The organism is Streptomyces sp. NPDC001480 (assembly GCF_042894725.1).
Taxonomy (GTDB): domain Bacteria; phylum Actinomycetota; class Actinomycetes; order Streptomycetales; family Streptomycetaceae; genus Streptomyces.
This window is the reverse complement of the sequence record NZ_JBIAVX010000002.1, coordinates 311,856-334,708: the sequence shown is the minus strand read 5'-3', so window position 1 is coordinate 334,708 and position 22,853 is coordinate 311,856. Positions and strand designations below refer to the sequence as shown.

General features: G+C 73.2%; 17 protein-coding genes and 1 pseudogene. 12 read left to right on the top strand and 6 right to left on the bottom strand.

Annotation, left to right across the window (positions count from 1 at the left end):
- Positions 1-85 precede the first annotated feature (85 nt).
- From ACFY01_RS05405 to ACFY01_RS05395, 3 genes are all read right to left on the bottom strand, one after another.
- The gene (locus ACFY01_RS05405) at positions 86-688 is read right to left on the bottom strand and encodes a hypothetical protein (protein ID WP_390734316.1); all 603 of its coding nucleotides are present in this window, start codon (positions 686-688) and stop codon (positions 86-88) included.
- A gap of 229 nt (positions 689-917) precedes the next feature.
- A complete protein-coding gene (locus ACFY01_RS05400; protein WP_390734315.1) occupies positions 918-1,742 on the bottom strand; it encodes an MOSC domain-containing protein in 825 nt (274 codons plus the stop codon).
- Between the two features lie 42 nt (positions 1,743-1,784).
- On the bottom strand, positions 1,785-2,216 hold the full coding sequence (locus tag ACFY01_RS05395; RefSeq protein ID WP_390734314.1) for a DUF6643 family protein: 432 nt from the start codon (positions 2,214-2,216) through the stop codon (positions 1,785-1,787).
- Positions 2,217-2,543: 327 nt separating this feature from the next.
- Between ACFY01_RS05395 and ACFY01_RS05390 the strand changes: the two genes are divergently transcribed.
- Positions 2,544-3,908: a TerD family protein gene (locus tag ACFY01_RS05390; RefSeq protein WP_390734666.1), complete on the top strand. Its 1,365-nt coding sequence runs from the start codon at positions 2,544-2,546 to the stop codon at positions 3,906-3,908.
- Positions 3,909-3,923: 15 nt separating this feature from the next.
- Here ACFY01_RS05390 and ACFY01_RS05385 read toward each other — a convergent pair whose 3' ends face one another.
- Positions 3,924-5,099, bottom strand: coding sequence for a glycosyltransferase (locus ACFY01_RS05385; protein ID WP_390734313.1), 1,176 nt, complete (start codon positions 5,097-5,099; stop codon positions 3,924-3,926).
- 57 nt (positions 5,100-5,156) lie between these two features.
- Here ACFY01_RS05385 and ACFY01_RS05380 point away from each other — a divergent pair, with 57 nt between their 5' ends.
- Both ACFY01_RS05380 and ACFY01_RS05375 read left to right on the top strand, forming a co-directional pair.
- Complete coding sequence (locus ACFY01_RS05380) at positions 5,157-5,942, top strand: glutamate racemase (protein WP_390734312.1); 786 nt, start codon at positions 5,157-5,159, stop codon at positions 5,940-5,942.
- A gap of 82 nt (positions 5,943-6,024) precedes the next feature.
- Positions 6,025-6,570: a hypothetical protein gene (locus ACFY01_RS05375; protein ID WP_390734311.1), complete on the top strand. Its 546-nt coding sequence runs from the start codon at positions 6,025-6,027 to the stop codon at positions 6,568-6,570.
- Positions 6,571-6,580: 10 nt separating this feature from the next.
- On the opposite strand, the gene ACFY01_RS05370 is transcribed toward ACFY01_RS05375, so the two are convergent.
- Positions 6,581-7,588: an O-antigen ligase family protein gene (locus tag ACFY01_RS05370; protein ID WP_390734665.1), complete on the bottom strand. Its 1,008-nt coding sequence runs from the start codon at positions 7,586-7,588 to the stop codon at positions 6,581-6,583.
- A gap of 305 nt (positions 7,589-7,893) precedes the next feature.
- On the opposite strand from ACFY01_RS05370, the gene lnt reads away from it, so the two are divergent.
- The 4 genes from lnt (at position 7,894) to ACFY01_RS05350 (ending at position 12,938) form a co-directional block, all read left to right on the top strand.
- Entirely contained in the window at positions 7,894-9,504 is a 1,611-nt protein-coding gene (lnt, locus tag ACFY01_RS05365) for an apolipoprotein N-acyltransferase (protein WP_390734310.1), read from the top strand.
- Between the two features lie 55 nt (positions 9,505-9,559).
- On the top strand, positions 9,560-10,039 hold the full coding sequence (locus tag ACFY01_RS05360) for an NUDIX domain-containing protein (protein WP_390734309.1): 480 nt from the start codon (positions 9,560-9,562) through the stop codon (positions 10,037-10,039).
- 54 nt (positions 10,040-10,093) lie between these two features.
- Positions 10,094-10,894, top strand: a complete 801-nt coding sequence (locus ACFY01_RS05355; RefSeq protein WP_390734308.1) for a 3-hydroxybutyrate dehydrogenase — start codon at positions 10,094-10,096, stop codon at positions 10,892-10,894.
- Positions 10,895-10,970: 76 nt separating this feature from the next.
- A complete protein-coding gene (locus tag ACFY01_RS05350; RefSeq protein WP_390734307.1) occupies positions 10,971-12,938 on the top strand; it encodes a helix-turn-helix domain-containing protein in 1,968 nt (655 codons plus the stop codon).
- 51 nt (positions 12,939-12,989) lie between these two features.
- Here the strand turns inward: ACFY01_RS05350 and ACFY01_RS05345 are convergent, their stop codons facing one another.
- Positions 12,990-14,381, bottom strand: a complete 1,392-nt coding sequence (locus ACFY01_RS05345) for an MFS transporter (protein WP_390734306.1) — start codon at positions 14,379-14,381, stop codon at positions 12,990-12,992.
- 1,386 nt (positions 14,382-15,767) lie between these two features.
- Here ACFY01_RS05345 and ACFY01_RS05340 point away from each other — a divergent pair.
- The 5 genes and pseudogenes from ACFY01_RS05340 to ACFY01_RS05320 all read left to right on the top strand — a co-directional run.
- Positions 15,768-17,165, top strand: a complete 1,398-nt coding sequence (locus ACFY01_RS05340) for a hypothetical protein (RefSeq protein ID WP_390734305.1) — start codon at positions 15,768-15,770, stop codon at positions 17,163-17,165.
- Positions 17,166-17,173: 8 nt separating this feature from the next.
- Entirely contained in the window at positions 17,174-18,931 is a 1,758-nt protein-coding gene (locus tag ACFY01_RS05335; RefSeq protein ID WP_390734304.1) for an FHA domain-containing protein, read from the top strand.
- Positions 18,928-20,502, top strand: coding sequence for a serine/threonine-protein kinase (locus tag ACFY01_RS05330; protein WP_390734303.1), 1,575 nt, complete (start codon positions 18,928-18,930; stop codon positions 20,500-20,502). The genes ACFY01_RS05335 and ACFY01_RS05330 overlap by 4 nt, the downstream gene beginning before the upstream one ends.
- A 55-nt stretch (positions 20,503-20,557) precedes the next feature.
- Positions 20,558-22,195, top strand: coding sequence for a hypothetical protein (locus ACFY01_RS05325; protein WP_390734302.1), 1,638 nt, complete (start codon positions 20,558-20,560; stop codon positions 22,193-22,195).
- 225 nt (positions 22,196-22,420) lie between these two features.
- Positions 22,421-22,844, top strand: a pseudogene (locus ACFY01_RS05320) (acyl-CoA dehydrogenase); the annotation flags it as partial.
- Positions 22,845-22,853 lie beyond the last annotated feature (9 nt).

The window sequence follows — 22,853 nt, the reverse complement described above, 5'->3', positions numbered from 1 at the left end:
CTCGCGCGCGGGTTGGTGCCGATGGGTTCGGCCGGACCACCGTAGCGTGCGGGCGGACGGTCGGTTGACCAGAGCCGCAAGGCCGTCAGCTGCCGGTGCCGGCCTTGCCCCAGTCCGGACCCGCCCGGTCCCAGGCCTGGTCCCAACGCGCGTACCGGCGGCGGACCATGCGCCAGACGATCAGGCGTCTGCCGCCCTCGACCGCGCCCGCGGCCACCATCGCCGCGCCCAGCCCGGCGAGTACGGCGTGGGCGGTGGCCGTCGCCGAGTCCAGCGGGCGGGCGGCCATGTGCCCTCGCTGGTCGGTCCAGAGCCGGAAGTGGTCACCGGGGTGCGGGGACTTGAGGGGTATCAGGACCGTGTCGTGCCGCCGGGTGCCGTCGGGGGCCGTCCAGGTGGCCAGGACTCGGTTGCGGGTGTCGTGCGCGGTGGTGTCGGGCTCGGGGTCCAGGGGAGCGGGCTCCAGCTTGCGCGTCACCGTGGCCGTCACCAGGTGACGGGAGTCGTGCTGGGCCCGGACCGACCGCTGGAGGGAGTCCTGGGCGACGGCGCCGACAGTCGAGCCGATCACGGGGGCGGCCACCACGATCAGCAGCAGGGCCACGAGGGCCAGCCATGCCTCGACCAGATCGGTCGTGCGGCGCAGCGGATTGTTCCGCCAGCGCCAGAGTCCGCCGATTGCCCGCACCGTCCAGCACCCCCCTTCCCGCTCCGTGATAACCCCCGCCGGAGCCGTTCACCCCCGGGTCCGGTCGAAGAGAGAGCGAAATCACCCCTGACCGCGACCGGGGCCCCTCATGAACTTCTCACGTCCTGCCAACGAGCGGCCCCGGCCCTCCGGTTCCCGTGCGGCGGCGCGATCTCGGAGCCGGGTCACGGGTGCCGTCCCCGGCCGGGCGGGCCCGGACCCCGGAGCGCTACCCGAGGATCCGCACCGGGTCGCCCACCCGGACGGTGCCGGGGGACTCGGGCACCAGGTTCTGCCCGAAGACCAGCCGGCTGCCGAAGCGGCGGTGGCGTGCCAGGGTGCGCAGGGGTTCCCGGCCGCGTTCGGCGGTCCCCTGGTCGGTCGTCGTCACGACGCACCGCCCGCAGACCTTGGCGACCCGGAAGACCACCTCACCGACGGAGATGCGCGACCAGTCGTCCTCGGCCCAGGCCTCCGTGCCCGCCACGACCAGATTCGGCCGGAAGCGGTTCATGGGCAGCGGCCCTTCGTGGGCGTGATCGCCCTGCGCGACGAGGGCGTTCAGGGCGTCGAGGGAGCCCAGGGTGGTGACCAGCAGCGGAAAGCCGTCGGCGAAGCTCACCGTCTCACCGGGAAGCGCGTAGTCCGGATCCACCGGGCGGCGGGTGGCCGGGGCGTCCATGTGGACGAGGCGGACGGAGGCGCCCAGATGGTCGGTGCACCAGGCGGCCGCGGCCGCCTCGGCCGGGACCGCCTCCACCTTGGTGCCGAAGATCTCCATCGTGACCGTGCCCGCCGGCCGTGGCACGGGCACCGTGAGCGGCGCCCGGCCGGGTGCGGACAGACGAATACCGCCGCCGGACACGGGTTCGGCGGCGGCCAGTGCGAGGCGCGGCTGTTCGCGCTGGGTGACGACCTTTCCCCCGTCGTCGATCAGTGCCCAGCGTCGGTCCCCGGCCAGCCCCCACGGCTCCACCACGGCTTGCCGGGGCGAGAAGCCCCGGAGCGCCTTGACCGGGTGGACGTGGATCGACTGAAGTTCGGCGTTCCCCATGACGTCATCGTGCCAGGTGGCGGCGACAACTGGGGAAGCCGGTCAGTAGCCGCGGTACTGCTGGTTGTTGTACGGCTCCTGGTAGGGAGCCGCGGGCCGCGGGGCCGCGGGGCGCATCGCCTCGTAGCCGGTGCCCTGCGCCATGGGCCGGGGCTGCTGCGGCTGCGGCCCGGGGTAGCCCCGCGGCGCGGTGGCCTGCTGCGGGATGTAGGCCGTGGGCGCCTGCTGGAACGGGGCCGGCTGCTGCGCCTGCGGATAACCGTAGACGGGGGCCTGCTGGGAGGGGCCCGACGGCAGTGCGGGCAGTGCCGACGGCAGCGCGGGCAGGTGGCTGCCCGAGTCGTACGCGGCGGGGACCCGGATCGGGGCGATCTGCGGGGTGCCCCGCTCGGCCACGAGCGAGTCGTAGATCGGGGTGTCCGGGAAGGAGGCGGAGTAGTAGCCGCCACCATAAGTGGAGCGGGGGGAGGTCATGGCACATAAGTTAAGCCCACAGTGTGCTGGTTGGGGAGACCGATAAGAGGGTTGTTTTCCGTGTCGGTGGTGACCGGGGATCCCCAATCCGAGCGAACTTGGCAAAAATGGACGTCACTCAAGGCCTCGATCTTGTAAAGGCCGAGTTCCGGGCGGGTTACCGGGGGTTGGCCAGGCTCTTGTCGTGCCCTTCATGGGCGTTCGCCGGCCGCGCGAATAGGTTGTCCGGGTAGGGACGAGTCAGGCCTGAGCCAGGCGTGAGTCAGTGACGACGAGGACGGACCGGGTGCGACCCGGCGGTGACCCGTGATGGGGGCGGACATGACAATGTCGAAAGGATCAAATACGCCGGTGCCCACGACGGCCCTGCGTGTCGAATTGGGCTGGCGCCCCGGACCCGGCGTCCCGGACGCGGACGCCTCGGCGTTGCTCCTGGCGTCCGGAAAGGTCCGCTCCGACGGGGACTTCGTCTTCTACAACCAGCCCGCGCATTCCTCCGGCGCGGTCCGGCACGAGGGCAAGCGGAACGCCGGGGAGCGGGTGACCGACACGCTTTTCGTGGACCTCGCGCGCGTGGAGGGCGTGATCGAGCGGGTGGTCCTGGCCGCCTCCGCGGACGGCGGCACGTTCGGCCAGGTGCCCGGCCTGTACATCGAGGTCAGGGACGCCGCCCAGGACACCGTCGTCGCCCGCTTCGACAGCCCGGGCGCGACCGTCGAGACGGCCTTCGTGCTCGGGGAGCTCTACCGGCGCCAGGGCGCCTGGAAGTTCCGTGCCGTGGGCCAGGGGTACAGCACCGGACTGGAGGGTCTGGCCACCGACTTCGGCATCACGGTGGACGAGCCGCAGCATCCGGCGCCGCCGGCGACCGCACGCCCCTGGGCACCGGCCGCGCCTCCGGCACCGGTACCGGCCCCACCCGCCGCCCCGACCCCACCCGCTGTTCCGGCCGCCCCGCCCGCCCCGCCTCGCCACGTGGCACCTCCCCCCGCCCCGCCGATGCCCGCCGGCCCTCCCGTCACCGCGCCGGTCACCCCACCCCCGCCGCCGGTCCCCGCCGCCACGCCCGTGCGCCTCACCAAGGTGACACTCACCAAGGCCGCCCCCACCGTGTCCCTGGCCAAGCAGGGCGGCACGTCCGGCGCCATGCGGGTAAACCTCAACTGGCAGACCCGCAAACCGTCCCCCGGCCGGGGCGGACGGCGCGGCGCGGCGGACCTCGACCTCGACCTGTGCGCCCTGTACGAACTCGCCGACGGCCGCAAGGGAGTCGTACAGGCCCTCGGCAACGCCTTCGGCTCGCTGCACCGGCCGCCGTACATCCACCTCGACGGCGACGACCGCACCGGCGCCGTCGCGAGCGGCGAGAACCTCACCGTCAATCTCGACCACCAGCGCGACTTCCGGCGCATCCTCGTGTTCGTCACCGTCTACGCGGGCGCCGACTCCTTCGCCGACCTGCACGCCACGGTCACCCTCCAGCCCCAGCACGGCGCCGCGATCGACTTCTCGCTCGACGAGTGCACGGTCCCGTCGACCGTGTGCGCGCTCGCCCTGATCACCAATACCGGCGGCGACCTGATCGTCCGGCGCGAGGCGCGCTACCTCGTGCCGGAGTACGGGGTGAGCCCGCAGCGGACGGTCGACCGTGCCTACGGGTGGGGCATGAACTGGACCCCCGGCCGGAAGTAGCGGCGCCTGCCGGAGTCACCCCTCGTCCGGCACGGCGTCCGGCCGGGCGTACGTACGGCCCTTCCAGGCCGCTCCGCGCCCCCGGTAGTGCTGCACCGCGGAATCGACCGTCATGAGGAGGTACAGGAGAGCGGTGAACGGGAGCAGCGGAGCGAGCCACAGCGGCTGCCGGTAGTAGCGGAGCATCGGGACGTACGTCACCGACATCACCAGCCATGCCGCCGCGCCGGTGACCACGGCGGCCGCACTGCCCACGGCCAGGCCCGCGGGCACGGCCGCGGGCGGCACCAGATAGACCAGGACGAGCCCGGCGACCGTACCGAGCAGCAGCAGCGGGTTGTGCCGCAGCTGCGCGTAGGCGCTGCGCGAGACCATCCGCCACAGGTCGCGCAGCCGCGGATAGGGGCGCACACTGTCCACCCGGTCGGCCAGGCCCAGCCAGATGTGACCGCCGCCCGCCTTCACCGCGCGCGCGAGCGCCACGTCGTCGATGACCGCGTGCCGGATGGCGTCCGGGATCCGCGCCCGCCCGGCCGTCTCCGCACGCAACAGGACGCAGCCGCCCGCCGCGGCCGCCGTACGGGCTCCCGGCACGCCGATCCGGCGGAACGGATACAGCTGCGCGAAGAAGTAGACGAACGCGGGCACCACCAGCCGCTCCCACAGGCTCTCCACCCGCAGCCGGGCCATCTGGGAGACGACGTCGAAGCCGCCGGTGCGCGCCGCCGCGACCAGCTCCCGCAGACTGTCCGGCGCGTGCGCGATGTCCGCGTCCGTCAGCAGCAGATATTCGGGGTCACGCGCGCGTGCCAGGGCGATGCCGTGGCGGACGGCCCACAGCTTGCCGGTCCAGCCCGCGGGCGGCTCACCGGGGGAGTCCACGGTGAGCGGCAGTCCGCCGTGGCGCCGGGACAGCTCGCGGGCCAGCTCACCGGTGCCGTCCGTGCTGCCGTCGTCGACGAGGAAGACCTCCGCCCGCCCCGGATACTCCTGCGCCAGCAGCGACGGCAGGCTCGCGGGCAGGACGGCGGCCTCGTCCCGGGCCGGCACGACGACACAGACCGAGGGCCACGTCCCGGGGACCCGGCGAGGTGGCAGCCGGACGTCCGTGCGCCAGAAGAGGCCCTGGCACAGCAGCAGCCACAGCCATGCGGCGAGGGATACGGAGGCGGTCCACGCGATGGCGCTCACGCGCGCAGTCTGCCCCACCGGGGCGGCTCCCAAGGGCGCATCGTCTATCGTGGCCGGGTGAAGATCGCGCTCATGGACTCAGGAATCGGACTGCTTCCCGCCGCCGCGGCGGCACGCCGTCTGCGGCCGGACGCCGATCTCGTGCTCTCCTGGGACCCGGACGGCATGCCCTGGGGGCCGCGCACCCCGGAGGACATCACCGAACGCGCCCTGGCCGTCGCCACGGCCGCCGCGGCGTACGGCCCCGACGTGCTGATCGTCGCGTGCAACACCGCCTCCGTGCACTCCCTGCCCCAGCTGCGGGCTCGTCTGGAGCCCGGCATTCCCGTCATCGGCACGGTCCCGGCGATCAAGCCGGCCGCCGCGGGCGGCGGGCCCGTCGCGATCTGGGCGACGCCCGCCACCACCGGCAGCCCCTACCAGCGCGGGCTGATCGAGGAGTTCGCGGCGGGCGTGGACGTCGCCGAGGTGCCCTGCCCGGGGCTCGCCGACGCCGTGCACCATGCCGACGACGCGGCGATCGACGCCGCGGTCGCCGCGGCCGCCGCACGCACCCCCGACGACATCACGACCCTGGTCCTGGGCTGCACCAACTACGAACTCGTCGCCGACCGCATCCGGGCGGCCGTGCAGAAGCCGGGCCGCGCCCCGCTCATCCTGCACGGCACCGCCGGAGCGGTCGTGGCGCAGGCACTGCGCCGGATAGGTGAGCTGCCCGCTCCCGACGCGCCGGCCGACGGCTCGCTCACGGCGCTGCTCAGCGGCCGGGAGGCCGAGTTGCCCGACACCGCGCTGAGCTACGAGGAAGGCCGGCTGCTCGCGGCCGCCACCCCGGCCCGCTGAGCCGGGGCGGGCCGCGCCGCCCGTCACCGTCACCCTCCGCGACGCGGTACCCGCGCAGCGAAACCTGAGTAGTCTCATAGGCATGAGGCACCACATCCACGACGAGAGCGCGCCCCACGCCGACGTGTGGACCGGACGCGCCACGAACCGTGTCCAGTGGCTGCTGGCGCTGGCCGGTGCGGCCTGTGTGGCCCTCGGCATCGAGCTGGCCGTCGAATCCGCCTGGACGTCCGGCATCGCCCCGCTGGTGATGTCCGTCGTCGGGTGCATCGCGGCGGGTCTGCTGGTCCTCTTCGGTACTCTCGCGTTCGTGCACGTCGCCCTGAAGGTCGACCAGGAGTGCCTCGAGGTGCGCTGCGGCCACGTCGGCGTGCCGCGCCGCCGCATCCCCCTCTCCCATGTGGCCGGCGCCGATTTCGATCCGCACGTCACCCCGCGCCACTGGGGCGGCTGGGGCTATCGCTGGCGGCCCGAGAAGGGCACCGCGGTCGTCGTGCGCCGGGGCGAGGGCATCGTGCTGCGGCTGTGGGACGGCCATACGTTCACGATCACGGTGGACAACGCGGAGTCGGCGGTGCGCGTCATCCGCGAACGGCTGCGCACGGTCACCCAGGGCACGGCCCGCTGAGGCGGCTGCCTCAGCGCAGGGGAGTGCCCCGTACGGGAGCGTCCCCGTCGCACTCCGGACCATGGGGTGTGAGCGGCCGGGCCGTGGCCAGGCCGGCCAGCAGTCCGGCGCCCGCCGACACCGTGGTGAAGCTCAGCGCGTCGCCCACCGCGGCGATCGCGGCGAGCCCGCTCAGGGCCGCCCCCGCGGTGAGCGCGACCGGCGTGGAGCGGGGCGAGCGCCACAGCGCGTACAGGACCCAGCAGAACGCCGCCGCCAGCAGCAGTACTCCGACGAGCCCCTGCTCCGCGGCCTGCTGCAACGGCGCCGAGTGCGGCTTGCCGTCGGGCCACAGCGCCTGGGACGAGGTGGAGCTCAGCTCGCCGAACCGGCCGGGTCCCACGCCCAGGCCCGGCTCCCGGCGGGCCAGGCGCAGTGCGTCGTGCCACAGCTGGATACGGCGCGGGGTGAGCCGGCCCTCGAGGGACGTGGTGAGCCCGGCCGTCAGGACGTCCCCGGCCACCGACCAGACCGCCCCGGTCACCAGCGCCGCTGCCAGGGCCAGGCCCGAGATGCCGAGGCCGCGCGGACGCATCCGGCCGGCGGCGAGCGAGCACAGCAGGACGGTGCCGCCGAGGGCGCAGCCGGTGCCCGAGCCCGTGAGCGCCGCGGTCACCGCGATCCCGGCGGCCAGCAGCCGCAGGGCGAACCGCGGCGCCGGAGCCGACGTGGCCCAGGCCGCGCAACAGGCGGCTCCGGCGGCGAGGGTGAACAGCGCGGCGCGGGCACCTGCGTGCCCGAGCGGAGTGGTGACCTGGGGCCCCGCGCCGAGGTACGGCAGGGCGAGCGCCAGCCCGAGCCCGGCCAGTGCCCCCGCACAGGGCGCCGCGACCGGCAGCAGCGAGCCGGAGATCCGGCCCGAGGCGTAGCCGGCGGCCACCGCGAGCACCGCGAGGAGCACGCCTTCCGGGCGGCCGTCGTGCGCCGCCGCACTGATCAGGGACCAAGCGGCGCAGGCCCCGAGCACGATGACGCCCATCGCGTCAGAAACGTTTCGTCTGTCGCTGTCCGGCTCCGCGCGCAGCGCGGACGCCGTCCGTGTGGATCCCACCCCGCCGCCCCCCCCGGTACCCGGTCCCCCGACCTTTGGCAGTCCCCGCCGCCCGGGCCCTGACCGACCGCACGACAGAAACTGGGGCACACCGTAACGGTTGATGACCGTTTTGTGGACGAGTTGCGCAGGAAAGATGTGGTTCCTGACCGTAGGAGTGTCGCGTGTCGCCCCTCATGTCGCCCTCCGGACCGTCCTGTCAAGGTCGACACAGGCCGCCGTACACTCCCGGAGTGACCGTCACCGCAACTTCCGTGGACCAGTCCGACCAGCTGCACCCGCGGACCTCGCCCACCGGGCTCGGCAACCGGCTGGCCCGGCTGATCCCGGCCGCCACCGCCGCGCTCTGCGGAGTAGTGCTGTACCTCAGCTTCCCGCCGCGCACCGTGTGGTGGCTGGCACTGCCCGCCTTCGCCGGCTTCGCCTGGGTCCTGCGCGACCGCAGCTGGAAGGCCGCGCTCGGCCTCGGCTACCTCTTCGGGCTGGGCTTCCTGCTGCCGCTACTGGTGTGGACCGGCGTGGAGGTCGGCCCCGGACCCTGGCTCGCGCTGGTCGCCATCGAGGCGGTCTTCGTCGCGCTGGTCGGCGTCGGCGTGGCCGCCGTCTCCAAGCTGCCCGCCTGGCCGGTCTGGGCGGCCGCCGTATGGATAGCGGGCGAGGCGGTACGCGCGCGCGTGCCCTTCCGCGGCTTCCCCTGGGGCAAGATCGCGTTCGGCCAGGCGGACGGCGTCTTCCTGCCGCTCGCCGCGGTGGGCGGCACGCCGGTGCTCGGTTTCGCGGTCGTGCTGTGCGGCTTCGGGTTGTACGAGGCCGGGCGCCTGGTCGTCGAGGGGCGCCGCACCCGGGCGGTGCGGCGCGGGGCCGCTGCCGCCGCCCTGCTGAGCGTCGCCGTTCCCGTCGTGGGCGCGGTCGCCGCCCGGCCGCTGGTGAGCGACAAGGCGGAGAACGGCACCGCGACCGTCGCGGTCATCCAGGGCAACGTGCCGCGCTCCGGCCTGGAGTTCAACGCCCAGCGGCGCGCCGTGCTCGACTACCACGCGCGCGAGACCAGGAAGCTGGCCGCCGACATCAAGGCCGGCAAGGTGGCCAAGCCGGACTTCGTCCTGTGGCCCGAGAACTCCTCCGACATCGACCCCTTCGCCAACGCCGACGCGGCCATCGTCATCGACGAGGCGGCCAGGGCCGTGGGCGTGCCCATCTCGGTCGGCGGTGTCGTCGAGCGGAACGGCAAGCTGTACAACGAGCAGATCCTGTGGGACCCGGCCAAGGGCCCCACGCAGACGTACGACAAGCGGCAGATCCAGCCGTTCGGCGAGTACCTCCCGCTGCGGTCCCTGCTCGGAGCCATCAACAAGAACTGGACCACCATGGTCCGCCAGGACTTCAGCCGGGGCACCAAGCCCGGCGTGTTCGACCTCGACGGAGCCAAGGTCGGCCTCGTCACCTGCTACGAGGCCGCCTTCGACTGGGCCGTGCGGTCCGAGGTCACCGACGGCGCGCAGCTGATCTCCGTGCCGAGCAACAACGCGACCTTCGACCGCAGCGAGATGACCTACCAGCAGCTCGCGATGTCCCGCATCCGTGCCGTCGAGCACAGCCGGACCGTGACCGTGCCGGTCACCAGCGGCGTCAGCGCGATCATCATGCCCGACGGGAAGATCACCCAGAAGACCGGCATGTTCGTGCCCGCCTACCTGGTCCAGAAGGTGCCGCTGCGCAGCTCCGAGACGCCCGCCACCCGGCTGGGCATCCTGCCCGAGATCGCCCTGGTGCTCGTCGCCGCGGGCGGACTCGGCTGGGCGATCGGGTCCGGCCTGCGCGGTCGGCGCGCGAGTGACGCGTAGCGGCGGACCCGGCGAACGTGCCGGAGCAACGGGACCGGCCCGTTAGGGTCGGCCTGTGCCTACTCCTGACTTCATCCGCGAGATCCGGGCCTCCGTCGGCCATCAACTGCTCTGGCTCCCCGGCGTGAGTGCCGTCGTCTTCGACGACGAGGGCCGGGTCCTGCTGGGGCAGCGCGCGGACAACCACAAGTGGGCCGTGATCTCGGGCATCCCCGACCCGGGTGAGCAGCCTGCGGACTGTGCGGCGCGGGAGGTGTACGAGGAGGCGGGCGTGCGGTGTGTCGCCGAGCGTGTCGTCCTCGTCAGATCCGGCACGCAGGTGACCTACCCCAATGGTGACGTCTGCCAGTTCATGGACATCGCCTTCCGCTGCCGGGCCGTCGGTGGTGAGGCACGCGTCAACGACGACGAGTCCCTTCAGGTCGGATGGTTCGAGGTGGACGCGCTGCCGAAGATGGACGAGCGCCAGAACTTCCTGATCAAGCAGGCCCTGTCCGATGAACCCACATGGTTCGCGCCTACGAGTTCTGAATGAAGTATGGGGTCTGACCACATGTGACGGGGTGGGAGGGCTGCTTAAGGTCGGTACATGACCTCGTCCAGCGTCCCGCCCGGCCCCCACGCCCTCTCCCTCGACCTCGGCGGCCGCACCGCCCTCGTCACCGGTGCCGCCGGCGGCATCGGCCGCGCCTGCGCCCTGCGGCTGGCGGCCGCCGGGGCGAAGGTGAGAGCCGTCGACCGGGACGCGGCGGGCCTGGACGCGCTGGCCGAGCAGGCCCGGGACCTCGCGGGCACCGTCGACGCCCAGGTACTGGACCTCACCGATCTGGACGCCGCCGAACACGCCGCCGCCGGCACCGACGTGCTGGTCAACAACGCCGGGCTGCAACTGGTACGGCCCATCGAGGAGTTCCCGCCCGACGTCTTCCACACCGTCCTGACCGTGATGCTGGAGGCGCCGTTCCGCCTCATCCGCGGCGCCCTGCCGCACATGTACGGGCAGGGTTGGGGCCGGATCGTCAACGTGTCCTCCGTCCACGGACTGCGCGCCTCCGCCTACAAGTCGGCGTACGTGGCCGCCAAACACGGCCTGGAAGGACTGTCCAAGACGGCCGCCCTGGAAGGCGCGCCGCACGGCGTCACCTCGAACTGCGTGAACCCGTCCTACGTACGCACCGCCCTGGTCGAGAAGCAGCTCGCCGACCAGGCACAGGCGCACGGCGTCCCCGAGGAGCGCGTGCTGTCCGAAGTGCTCCTCCAGGACAGCGCCGTCAAGCGGCTCATCGAACCGGACGAGGTCGCCGAGGCCGTGGCCTACCTGTGCGGCCCGCAGGCGTCCTTCGTCACCGGCACCTCGCTGGTGCTCGACGGCGGCTGGACGGCACACTGAACGGCCCGGCGTCCCGGGGCGCGGAAGTTTTCCACAGGCCCGACGGGACGGCCGGACGATACGGAATCCTGTGAGCATGTCCCGCGATCACGTGCAGTCCGCCGAGCGCCCCTCCACCGCCGCCGGGGCGCCGGCCGCTGCCGCCGCCCCGCCCGACGACGGCACGGAGGCACCCTTCCTCGAACTCCTGGCCCGCGGAGCCTCGGCGGACGCGTACGAGCAGCCCGTGCTGCTCGCCCGCGCGGAAGGCCGTCCGGCCGACCGGATCGCCGCGCTGGAGGAGGCCAAGGTCCTCGCCCTGCGGGTCCGGACGGAACTGGAGGGACGGCGCAGGCGCGAGGCGGAGCTGTCCGCGCTCTTCGAGACCGCGCACGACCTGGCGGGCCTGAGGGACCTGGACGCCGTCCTCCGGGCGATCGTGCAGCGCGCCCGCTCGCTGCTCGGCACGGACGTCGCCTACCTCAGCCTCAACGACCCGGCCAGGGGCGACACCTACATGCGCGTGACCGAGGGCTCGGTAGCGGCCCGCTTCCAGCAGTTGCGGCTGGGCATGGGAGAGGGCCTCGGCGGACTCGTCGCGCAGACCGCACGGCCGTACGTCACCGAGGACTACTTCCACGACGAGCGCTTCCAGCACACGCACACCATCGACGCGGGCGTGCGCGACGAGGGGCTGGTCGCCATCCTCGGGGTGCCGCTGACGCTCGGCCGGCACGTCATCGGCGTGCTGTTCGCCGCGGACCGGCGGGCGCGGGTCTTCGAGCGCGAGCAGATCGCCCTGCTCGGCTCCTTCGCCGCCCTCGCCGCCGCCGCGATCGACACCGCCAACCTCCTCACCGAGACCCGCGGCGCCCTCGCCGGACTGGAACGCGCCAACGAGATCATCCGGGACCGCAGCGCGGTCATCGAACGTGCCTCGGACGTCCACGACCGGCTCGCCGAACTCGTCCTGCGCGGCGGCGGGGTCCATGACGTGGCCGCCGCGGTCTCCCAGGTCCTGGACGGCAGGGTCGAGTTCGCCGAGGCCCCGGCGGCACCGGCACAGGCCCTGGAGGCCTCCCGCGCCGAAGGACACGCCGTCCGGCACGGTGACGACTGGATCGCCGCGGTCGCCGCCGGCGACGAACTCCTCGGCGCTCTCGTCCTGTACGGCCATCCCGGCCTCGACCCCGTCGACCAGCGCACCCTGGAACGCGCCGCGATGGTCACCTCGCTGCTGCTGCTCGCCCGCCGCTCCGCCGCCGAGGCCGAACAGCGTGTCCGCGGTGAACTCCTCGACGACCTCCTCGACGCCCGCGACCGCGACCCCCGCCCGCTGCGCGACCGCGCCTCCCGGCTGCACGCCGACCTCGACGCCACCCACGTCGTGCTGGCCGCCCGCCTCGACGGACCGGCCGCCGACGCCGACCAGGAGGCCGACGCCCGGCGCCGCCTGTGGGCCGCCGCGTCCCACCTCGCCGCGACCCGGCAGGGCCTCGCCGCGGCCCGCGACGGCGGTACCGTCCTGCTGCTGCCCCTGGCCCCCGGCGACACCGCCACGGACCTGGCCCGCCGCACCGCCCACCAACTAGGCACGGCCGTCCACGAACCGGTCACCGTCGGCGCCTCCGCCCCCGTCGCCGACCTCGCCGCCCACCCCGACCAGGTGACCGCCGCCTATGCCGAGAGCCGCCGCTGCCTCGACGCGCTGCGCCTCCTCGGCCGCTCGGGAGACGGCGCCGCCGCCGAGGACTTCGGCTTCCTCGGACTGCTCCTCGCGGGCGAGCGGGACGTCACCGGGTTCGTCGAGCGCACCATCGGCCCGGTGGCGGCCTACGACGAGCGCCGCGGTACGGAGCTGCTGCGCACCCTCAACGCGTACTTCGCCTGCGGCATGAGCCCGGCGCGCACCAAGGACGAACTGCACGTCCACGTGAACACGGTCGCCCAGCGACTGGAGCGGGTGGGCCGCCTCCTCGGCGACGACTGGCAGGACCCCGCTCGGGCCCTGGAGATACAACTGGCCCTGCGCCTGCACCGGTTCGCGGCACCGGCACGGCACTGACCCCCGCACGGAAGGCCGTACGGGGGCCGGTCGGGGCATGCCGGAAGCCGGTCAGACGGTGCGCGCGCCGGCCGCCCGGCTCGTGACGGCCTCGGTGCCGTCCGCGTCCGCGTCCCCCACCTCCGCGAGATCCCTGTGCCGCGTCTCCCTGGCCACGCCCACGGCGACCAGCGTCACCAGCGCCGCCGCGATCACGTACAGCGCGATCGGGGTCGAACTGTCGTAGTCCGCCAGCAGGGCCGTGGCGATGAGCGGCGCGGGCGCACCGGCGGCGACGGAGGCGAACTGGGCGCCGATGGAGGCGCCGGAGTAGCGCATCCTGGTCGCGAACATCTCGGCGAAGAACGCGGCCTGCGGGGCGTACATCGCGCCGTGCAGCACCAGCCCGACGGTCACGGCGAGGACGAGGTTGCCGAACGTTCCCGTGTCCACCAGCGAGAAGAACGGGAACATCCACAGGCCGACCCCGGCCGCGCCCAGCAGATAGACGGGCCGGCGACCGACGCGGTCGGACAGCGCGCCCCAGGCCGGAATGACGGCGAAGTGCACGGCGGAGCCGATGAGCACGGCGTTCAGCGCCGTCTGCTTGGAGACGCCGGCCGACGTGGTGGCGTAGACGAGGATGAACGCCGTGATGACGTAGTAGCTGATGTTCTCCGCCATGCGCGCGCCCATCGCCACGAGGATGTCGCGCCAGTGGTGCCGCAGCACGGACACCAGCGGCGGCTTCTCGGCCTCGTCCCCGCGGGCCGCCGTGCGCTCCTCGGCCCGCTTCAGCGCCTCGCGGAAGACGGGCGATTCGTCGACGGACAGCCGGATCCACAGCCCGACCACGACCAGCACCCCGGACAGCAGGAACGGAATCCGCCAGCCCCAGCTGCCGAAGGCGGCGTCCGAAAGGACGGCGGTGAGCAGCGACAGCACACCGGTCGCCAGCAACTGCCCGGCCGGCGCCCCGGTCTGCGGCCATGACGCCCAGAACCCGCGCCGCCGCGCGTCCCCGTGCTCGGACACCAGCAGCACGGCCCCGCCCCACTCACCGCCGAGCGCGAAACCCTGCACCAGCCGCAGCGCGGTCAGCAGCACGGGCGCGGCGGCCCCGACACTCGCGTGCGTCGGCAGCAACCCGATCGCGAACGTCGCCCCGCCCATCATCAGCAGGCTCAGCACCAGCAGCTTCTTACGCCCCAGCCGGTCACCGTAGTGCCCGAACACCAGGGCCCCCAGCGGCCGGGCCGCGAACCCCACCGCGTACGTCAGGAACGACAGCAGCGTCCCGACGAGCGGATCAGAGTCCGGGAAGAACAGCTTGTTGAACACCAGCGCGGCGGCCGAGCCGTACAGGAAGAAGTCGTACCACTCGATGGTCGTGCCGATGAGACTGGCGGCGACGATGCGTTTGAGGCTGGCGGGGGGTGGGGGAGCGGTTGCTGCGGAGGCCATGTGCGCCACTTCCTCGTGTGCGGTGGGGACGGGTACGTGTCGGCACACGGTAGGAACATACGGGTCAGGCGCACATGTGGCGGGGCAACACAGTCCGAGGGTTGGCTATGCCTGTGGCCACCATGCCGGCTCACGACAGGGCCGTTCAGGGGCTCGAAGGTGGTCGAAACGAGTGCTGCCCGTGACGCGTAGTTCGGAGTGATTTGACGGTGCGGTGCTGACTCCCGTGCTGGTTTGGTGCTGACCAAAAGCCCACGTCATCACCCGTGCTCGCCCCTCCCGTGCTGACTTGGTGCTGACTACGCTCCCGTTGAACTCGGACATCTTGCGGCCGATCGGCTCTGCGGGCACGGACGAAGGGCTGCGCCTGCGCGTGGTGCGCGTTCGTCCCAGCAGATTCTTCGTCTGCTGGTGGTACATCTGCCCGCGCGGCTCTGACAAGCATGGACAGGGAGTTGAAAGTCCAGCGTCGGAGTGCTGGTCCGCGCATGGCCCGGATCTTGGCATGGGTCGGTCATGACCGGTATGCGACTCATGCAGACGCCGGAACTGATGTGCGCTGGGAGGTGGAGTCGATGCCCCTCCTTGGGCGGGCTGGTGGCGTTCGTCGTATAGTTGTCCCCCACATGGCGCGGACCTGCGGTGATGAACGTGAAGCCCATGTCGCCTCCCAGAAGGTGAGTACCACCCGTCCCCGTAGGCCGCCCGCTTCCAGCAGTCGGTGTGCTTCGGCGGCGTGTTCGGCCGACACCGTCGTGCGCACCAGCTCCGGGGAACTCGGCTCTGCGCGGCAGTACAACATCGGCACCGAGGTCCCTCATCGGCTGCTCGTCCTTCAGTTCCGCGTCGGAGATCACCCGGAACCCGTCCGCCTTGGCCAGCTGGACGGCGTAGCCGCCGACGGCCCCGGCCGCTCCGGTGACCGCCACGGTGGCCCCGGCCGGGAGTTCCAGCAGGCCCAGCGCCATACGGGCTGTCAGTCCGTTCATCGGCAGCGTGGCTGCCTCGACGTCGACCGCACCCGTCGGAACGCGGACCACCGACTCAGCGGGGACGACGAGGTGCTCCGCATAGTCGCCGTGTGTCCCGAAGACGACCACGACGGCCATGACGCCGCGCTGAGCAGCGCTCCGGCTGTTCCGCATTTCGTCGACGTGCCGGTGGGGCGATGGCCATATCTGATCGGTGAGTACGCGACGCGGCTGGGCGTCCGGTACCCGTCAACCGCCCTGCTCGATGCTCTTGCGTTGGCCATGCCAAGCCTCTATAACGTGTCCTGCAGGTATCGGCGGGGATGGCCGGAAATGGCAGTTGCCGCCGACCAGGGGGGATCCTCGGCTCCGCCGCGATCGGCATCAATGCCCGCAGACCGACGGAGACCGAACCATGACCGACGACGCATATCATGCTGCCCTGACCCGTCTGGCCGTCGACCCGGCCTTCCGTGCCGAGCTCGATGGCGACACCGACGAGGTGGCGCGAAGACTCGGCCTGTCGCCCGCGCAGGTCGCCGAACTCCGCTCCCTCCGCGTCGAGTCCGGCACCGACGGCAGACCGGCCGCTCTCGACCCACGGCTGTCCAAGTCGTCCCTGTTCTTCGGAAGCGCGGCGCATGCGCTGGCGCACCACGACGTCCCGGCCGACCACGCCGTATCGACCGACCACGCCGTACCGGCGGACCACGTCTCCGGCGACCACGACGCCAGTGGCCCGGCCTCCGCCGACCACTCGTCCGACCTGCCGGGTGCCGCCGCGGGCCAGGAGGGCGTCGGCGGCGGTGCCGACGTGGCCTCGACCGGTGCCCACAGCCTGCTCGGTGGCCCCTTGCTGGACCGGTCGCCTGCCGAACTTGCCGATGGACCGGGCGAGTTCGGCAACTTCGGCAACTTCGGTGACTTCGGTGGGTTCGGCGAGCACGGGAACGAGGGCGCGGGTGCTGACTTCGGCGGGTTCGGTGGCGGTGCCGACGGGGGGGTCGGCGGAGCTGATGGCGGCTTCGGCGGTGCCGACGGGGGCTTCGGTGATGGGGGACTGGGCGCCGGTGGCTTCGGTGGCGGCGGCGCCGGTTCCGGTGGGTTCGGCGACCTTGGCGGGCACGGCGGCTTCGGCGGTGCGGGTGGTGACGGCGGCTTCGGCGGCGTAGGTGGTGACGGCGGCGGGGACGCCGGCCACTTCGGTCACGGCGGCATCTACGACCGCGACGGCGGCGACGGCGGCGGTGACAGCGGTGGCGGCGGTGGTGAGGGTGGTGGTGACCCGGAGAACACCAACCGACCCAGCGGTGGCGGTGGCCATGGCGGTGGTGACGGTGGCGGCGGTGGTGAGGGTGGTGGTGACCCGGAGAACACCAACCGACCCAGCGGTGGCGGTGGCCATGGCGGTGGTGACGGTGGCGGTGGCGGTGAGGGTGGTGGTGACCCGGAGAACACCAACCGACCCAGCGGTGGCGGTGGCCATGGCGGTGGTGACGGTGGCGGTGGCGGTGAGGGTGGCGGCGACCCGGAGAACACCAACCGACCCAGTGGCGGTGGTGGCCATGGCGGCGGTGACGGCGGCGGTGACAGTGGGGGCGACGGAAACGGCGGAGGCAGCCAGGAGAACATCGGTCGGCGTCCCGGCGGTATCGGTGAGCCCGGCGGTGGCAACCGCATCATCGTCCAGGGCGGCCTGCCCGCCTCCGGCCTCGGAAACGCCGCCACACACCTGCCGGACTCCGGCCCCGCCACGGAAGCCGGCGCGGGCTTCGACGGAGGAACATTCGCCAGCGGTTCCGGCGCGGGCTGAGCCAGCGCATGCTCTGCCACGTCTGCCGCGTCCACGTGCGGCGCGACTTCCCGTACTGCCTGCACTGCGGCACCCCGCGTCGGGGCGCCGCACCGACGTCGTACGCCGCACCCCAGCTGCGCGGCCTCGACGACCCCACCCTGCTCGTCGCGTTGACCGGGCCTGTCACCATGCTGGGCCGGGGCGAGGACAACGACGTAGTCCTGTCCGACGGCAGCGTCTCGCGCCGCCACGCCCGTATCGTCCGCACCGTCGAGGGTTTCCGGATCGAGGACCTGGACTCCTTCAACGGCATCGCGGTCGGCGGTGTCGAGCTGCACGGCGGCGCGGCCGGCCTCGCCGACGGCACCGAGCTGTCCGTCGGTGACGTACGCCTGGTGTTCGAGCAGCCCCGCGACGCCCGGATCGGCTCCCGCACGATGGTCGTCGGCACCCAGCTGACCCATCTCCCCACCGCCGGACAGGAGGAGGCCCCGGAGGCGAACGGCCCGCTCACCGCGCGCCCCCGACGGCGTTCCGGCTGGGCCCTCAAGCAGGTCCCCACCGAACGCGGCGCTCCCCGCTGGGTGCTCAGCAGCACCCGCACCGGCCGCTATCTGGAACTGGACGAGCGCCAGGTTTTCCTCTGGCACGCCATCGACGGTGACAACACCGTACGGGACCTGCTGTTCGCCTACGCCGACCGCTACGGCGAACTCGCCCTGCCCCGCATCGAGTCGGCGCTGGCCGCTTTCGCGGAAGCCGGGTTGCTGCGTGGCCTGCCCGGCCGGCCGGAGGAAGAGCGGCCGAAGGGCTGGCGGCGTGCGGCGAGTGCCGTGTACCGGGCGCTGCTCAAGCTGGAGGTGTCCGTCCCCGGCCTGGACCGAGTGGTGACCCGGCTCTACCGGGCCTTCGGCTGGCGGCTGTTCACCCGGACCGGGGTGCTGCTCGCCTGGCTGTCGGTAGTCGGCGGCCTCGTCGCGTTCTTCGCCGCCCAGGGCCGGCACCACCTGCTGGACTTCGGTGGAGCGGGCGTGTGGGGCCCGGTCCTGCTGGCCGCCGGATACGTGACCGCGCTGCTCGTCCACGAGCTGACGCACGCGCTGGCCGTGAAGTCGTACGGCCGCAAGGTCCGGCGCGGCGGGTTTCTGTTGATGATGGGCATGCCGTTCGCGTTCGTGGACACCAGCGACATGTGGTTCGGCTCCCGCTGGTCACGGGTCGTGGTGGCCCTGTCCGGGCCGCTGTCCACGGCGGCGCTGGCCGGCTGGTGCGCCACGGGCGCGGCCCTGCTGCCCGCGGGACCCGTCTCGGCCATCCTTTACCACCTGGCCTTCGGCCTCTACCTGAACACCCTCTACAACTTCAACCCGCTGATGCCGCTGGACGGTTACCAGGCGCTGACCGACGCCCTGCGGGTACCCCGGCTGCGCGAGGAGGCGAGCGCCTACTTTCGCACGGGCCTGTGGCGAGACCTGCGCGCGGGCAATCGGCCCGGCCCGCGCCAGGCGGGCATGGCCGCCTACGGCCTCGCGGTCGTCGTGGGCACCTACGGCTTCCTCGCCCTCGCCCTGCTGGCCTGGCGCTCCCGGATCGGCGACCTGCTCGGGGGCCGGCTGGCCGAGCCGTGGACCACGGTGATCGAGGCGGCCGTGGTCGCCCTGGTCGCCTTCCCGGTGTGGGCCGCGCCCGTGCGCTGGCTGCTGCGCCGGGTCCAGCGTCGGCGGGGCGCGAAGGACGTACCGCAGGGCGCCGGGCTCCCCGCGCCGGTGGAGGGGACGGCATGACCCCGGACACGCACGCCGACGGCGGCTGGGCCGTACCCGGCTACGAGGCCGTCCGCACGCTCGGCGAGGGAGCGGGCGGCCGGGTCGTCCTCGCCCGGCACACCGCGACAGGCGTGCCCGTCGCCATCAAGTACCTCAGCGAGCGCCTGTGCACGGACCGGGAGTTCCTGGCCCGTTTCCGGGCCGAGGCCCGGCTGCTCGGCGAGCTGCGCCACCCGTGCGTGGTGCGGCTGTACGAGTACGTCGAGGCACGCGCCGGTGCCGCGATCGTGATGGAGGCGGTGGACGGCGTCAGCCTGCGCCACTTGCTGCGCCGGCACGGGGCGACCGGTCCCGAGGCCGCGCTCGTCCTGCTCAAGGGCTCCCTGCTCGGGCTGGGCGCGGCCCACACGGCCGGGGTGGTGCACCGCGACTACAAGCCGGAGAACGTCCTGGTCCGCGCCGACGGCACCAGCGCGCTCGCCGACTTCGGCATCGCGGTGCGCAGCGGCCGGGAGACCGAGGCCGCGGGCACGCCCGCTTACATGGCGCCGGAGCAGTGGAACGGCGAGCCCGCCGGACCGGGGGCCGACGTCTACGCGGCGTCCGTGGTGTTCTTCGAGTGCCTGACCGGCCGGCGGCCGTTCCCCGGCGACGACGTGACCGCGCTGCGCCTGCAGCACCTGCGCGCCGCGGCCCCGCTGGACGACGTACCCGCGCCGGTGCGTGTGCTGCTGCGCGCGGGTCTGGCGAAGGACCCGGCGGACCGGCCCGACGTCGAGACGTTCCTCGCCGACCTGGAACGGTCCGCCACCGAAGGCTATGGCGCCGGCTGGGAGGAGCGCGGCCGCCGCAGACTGGCCGAACTCGCCGCGCTGCTCGCCCTGTTGTTCCCGTTCACCACGACCGCCACGCTCGACGGCTCGGCCAGTGCGCTGACCCTGCTGGGCCGACTGAAACGAGGGGGGTGGAAGGCGGCGACCGGTGGGGTGGCCGCGCTGGTGGTCGTCACGGGCGGAGCGACGTACGCGACGGGCCGCCCGCACGATACGTCGACGACGGTGGCGAGTTCGACCCCGTCATCCCCGTCACCGGCCGACTCGCCCACCAAGCCGGGCGCTTCACCTTCCGCGTCCACCTCGCCGACCGTCGCTCCGCCCACGGCCCACGCACCGCCCTCCGTCACGCCCTCGGACAGCCCGTCGCCCTCGCCGACCCCGTCCACGGAGACGACCGCACCGGCCGAACCGCCGGCCAGCGCGTCCCCGAGCGTGGCCACCTCCGGCACGGTCACCCTCACGATCGGCTCCTGGCAGCGCGGACAGAAACCAGGCACGCTCATCGCGGTGGCATCGGTCGAGACGACGGGCACCGGTCCGCTGACCGTCACCGCGAATTACTACGTCGACACACCCGCCGACCCGTACGGCTCCCAATCCCAGACCTTGTCCGGGAGTACGCGGTACGAGCTGACCTTCGAGGCCGATTTCTCCAACCACCCGTGCCGGGGCACCTGGGACGTCACGCTCATCAGCGACCCGGCGGCAGCGAACGGTCCCCAGACGGCCTCCCTGGACGCACCGCCGTGCTGACCATGCTCCCGAGAGGCCCGCGAGCCACCCCTTGCCGCGACGAGAACGGATCGACATGACGACAGCCACCACAGTGGCCGGCCGCCCCCTGTCCGGCTGGTCACGGCACACGCGCCACGGCACCTGGCATGTTCTGCTCCCCGCCCGGTCCGGCGAGCCCACCCTCGGCGCGCTGCGCATCGACCGCGCTCTGCTGGCGCCCGAAGGGACGCGCGAGCGCCTGGCGGCGGCGGTGCTCATCACGGCCAAGCTCAGGCTGCCCGGCCTGCTCGGTACGGTCGACCTCATGGCGGAGGCCGGTGAGGTGTGGCTGCTGACGGCCCGGCCACCGGCCCCCACGCTGGCTGACATCCTGGCGTCGGCCAACGGCCCTCGCCAGGACGCGGGCAGCGTGGCCAGCATCCTCAACGAGACCGCCCAGACCCTCCTCGCCCTGCACACAGCAGGCTTGACCCACGGCTCACTCGGCCCCGACACCGTCGTGATGGCCCCGGACGGGGTCGCTCTACTGGCCGAGGTGGAGTTGGGCACCGTGCTGGGCGATGTGGCGGCAGTAAGGGTGTCGGGCGACACGCCGCACGCCGGCCGCCAGGCAGTCGGCACCGCTGCCTGGGCCGCCCTGGCCCGCACCCTTGGCGCCGCCTGGACGCAGCCCGGGACTCCCGCGGCGGATCTGGTCGCCCGCTGCTCCGCCACCGCCGAGTCGGAGGGGCTGGCGGCGGCCCGGGCCGCCCTGGTAGGCGGGCGCGCGGCACTCCCGGCGGACTTCCTGCGCCGCACGGCGCTGCGCGCGGCGACTGCCGCGTCGACCCCGGAGTTCGCGCCGCCGAAGGGACCGGCACCGTCCGTTGCAGTGGCTCCCGACCGCCCGACTCCACCGACGAACCGTCACCCGGCGCCACCTGACCCCGCTCCCCGCCCCACTGCCCCCGAACACCCTGCTACCGCGCCCGACCGCGCGTCCCACCCTTCAGCCACCGCCGACCAACTCGCCACGGCCGCCCGCGTCCACAGCGCCGCGGGCCCGCGAGTTCCCCTGCCCGCCCCCGGACCTCACCCACCAGCCGTCGCCGACCAGCCCACCACGGTCGGCCGCGCCCGCCGTCCCACCGCCCCGGGCACCCAGGCGACCGTCCTCGGCAAGCGCAACCGTGCCACCTCGCCTCCGGTGGCGGCAGGGGAGGACTGCGGCGAGATCCTGCTCCGGTTCGGGCCCGGGGTGCCCTTGGAGGATCAGGACGCCCTGCGTGCACGATGGCGGACCGAGGCAGCGGCAGCCACCTCCCCACGCTCGCGCCGCAGACGCCGGGGCTGGATCGTCACCACCGCCGTCGTCGCGATCGCCGCCGTCCTGCTCTGGCTGCTGCTGCGCCCGGCCCCCGCTCCCGCGGTCGTCGCCGTGCGGGTCCAAGCCCCCGCCGGGCCGTTGCACTGCGATCAGACAGCCGACCTGATCGGTGTCGTCACCACCGACGGGCACGGCGGTCCTGTCACATACCGGTGGCTGCGCGCCGACGGCCAGGACTCGGGCGAGCTGGTCCGCACCGCCCACCGCGGTGAGCGCCGGTTCAGGGTGCACCTGCGCTGGACGGTCCGCGGTTCGGGTCGCTTCCGGGGGACCGCCCGCCTGAGGATCTCGCACCAGTCGGCCCCGATGGAGGCGAAGGCGAGCTTCACCTACGTCTGTCCTTGAGAGCCACCGCCCCGGCGATGTCCGGCCCCGCCGCCACCAGCAACAGACCGCCCGAGTTGCCCAGTTCGGCCGCGCCCATGATCTGGCGCTACGTTCCCACCGTCATCACGGGCAACCTCAAGCGACCACGCGCTGCTGAAGCACGGACCAGCTGTCACCGGGCGGGGACTCTGCCGTCGGGACAGGGGCCTTCGGCGGGGTGAGCCGCGTCGCATCGGAGCGGGCCTGTTCCGGCAGGGACCGGCCCGCGGCCTCGGCGCGGTGCGCTTCCACGACTGGCGGCCCGCCTTCGACGCGTATGCGCACCTGCCCAACGTGACCCGCTTCCGCGAACAGGCCGACGCACTCAGCGTGTTCGTCGCCACGGCCGTCCCCGACCCGGAGCAGAGCCGCGACCTCGACCTCCTCCTCGCGGTCGGTCAGTTCTTCGCGCTCGTCGTGCACGGACAGCTCGTCCTGGAGCAGGCCGCCCTGACCGGACTCGACGAGGACGTGCTCGACGAACTCTTTCGCCGTCCTCGTACGGGACTTCTCCGCGCACGCCGTCGAACTGCACGGCGGGGATTCGGCGACCGAAGAGCAGCGGGACTGGGCGCTGGGTCCGGTCCGGCTGCCGGTCGTCGACGAGGCACGCACGGAGCGGGTCTGACAGCGGGTC

Coding starts and splice junctions, on each gene's coding strand:
- ACFY01_RS05400 (WP_390734315.1), bottom strand. CDS start 1,742: ATGGGGAACGCCGAACTTCAGTCGATCCACGTCCACCCGGTCAAGGCG.
- ACFY01_RS05395 (WP_390734314.1), bottom strand. CDS start 2,216: ATGACCTCCCCCCGCTCCACTTATGGTGGCGGCTACTACTCCGCCTCC.
- ACFY01_RS05390 (WP_390734666.1), top strand. CDS start 2,544: ATGTCGAAAGGATCAAATACGCCGGTGCCCACGACGGCCCTGCGTGTC.
- ACFY01_RS05375 (WP_390734311.1), top strand. CDS start 6,025: ATGAGGCACCACATCCACGACGAGAGCGCGCCCCACGCCGACGTGTGG.
- ACFY01_RS05370 (WP_390734665.1), bottom strand. CDS start 7,588: ATGGGCGTCATCGTGCTCGGGGCCTGCGCCGCTTGGTCCCTGATCAGT.
- ACFY01_RS05355 (WP_390734308.1), top strand. CDS start 10,094: ATGACCTCGTCCAGCGTCCCGCCCGGCCCCCACGCCCTCTCCCTCGAC.
- ACFY01_RS05350 (WP_390734307.1), top strand. CDS start 10,971: ATGTCCCGCGATCACGTGCAGTCCGCCGAGCGCCCCTCCACCGCCGCC.
- ACFY01_RS05345 (WP_390734306.1), bottom strand. CDS start 14,381: ATGGCCTCCGCAGCAACCGCTCCCCCACCCCCCGCCAGCCTCAAACGC.
- ACFY01_RS05340 (WP_390734305.1), top strand. CDS start 15,768: ATGACCGACGACGCATATCATGCTGCCCTGACCCGTCTGGCCGTCGAC.
- ACFY01_RS05335 (WP_390734304.1), top strand. CDS start 17,174: ATGCTCTGCCACGTCTGCCGCGTCCACGTGCGGCGCGACTTCCCGTAC.
- ACFY01_RS05330 (WP_390734303.1), top strand. CDS start 18,928: ATGACCCCGGACACGCACGCCGACGGCGGCTGGGCCGTACCCGGCTAC.
- ACFY01_RS05325 (WP_390734302.1), top strand. CDS start 20,558: ATGACGACAGCCACCACAGTGGCCGGCCGCCCCCTGTCCGGCTGGTCA.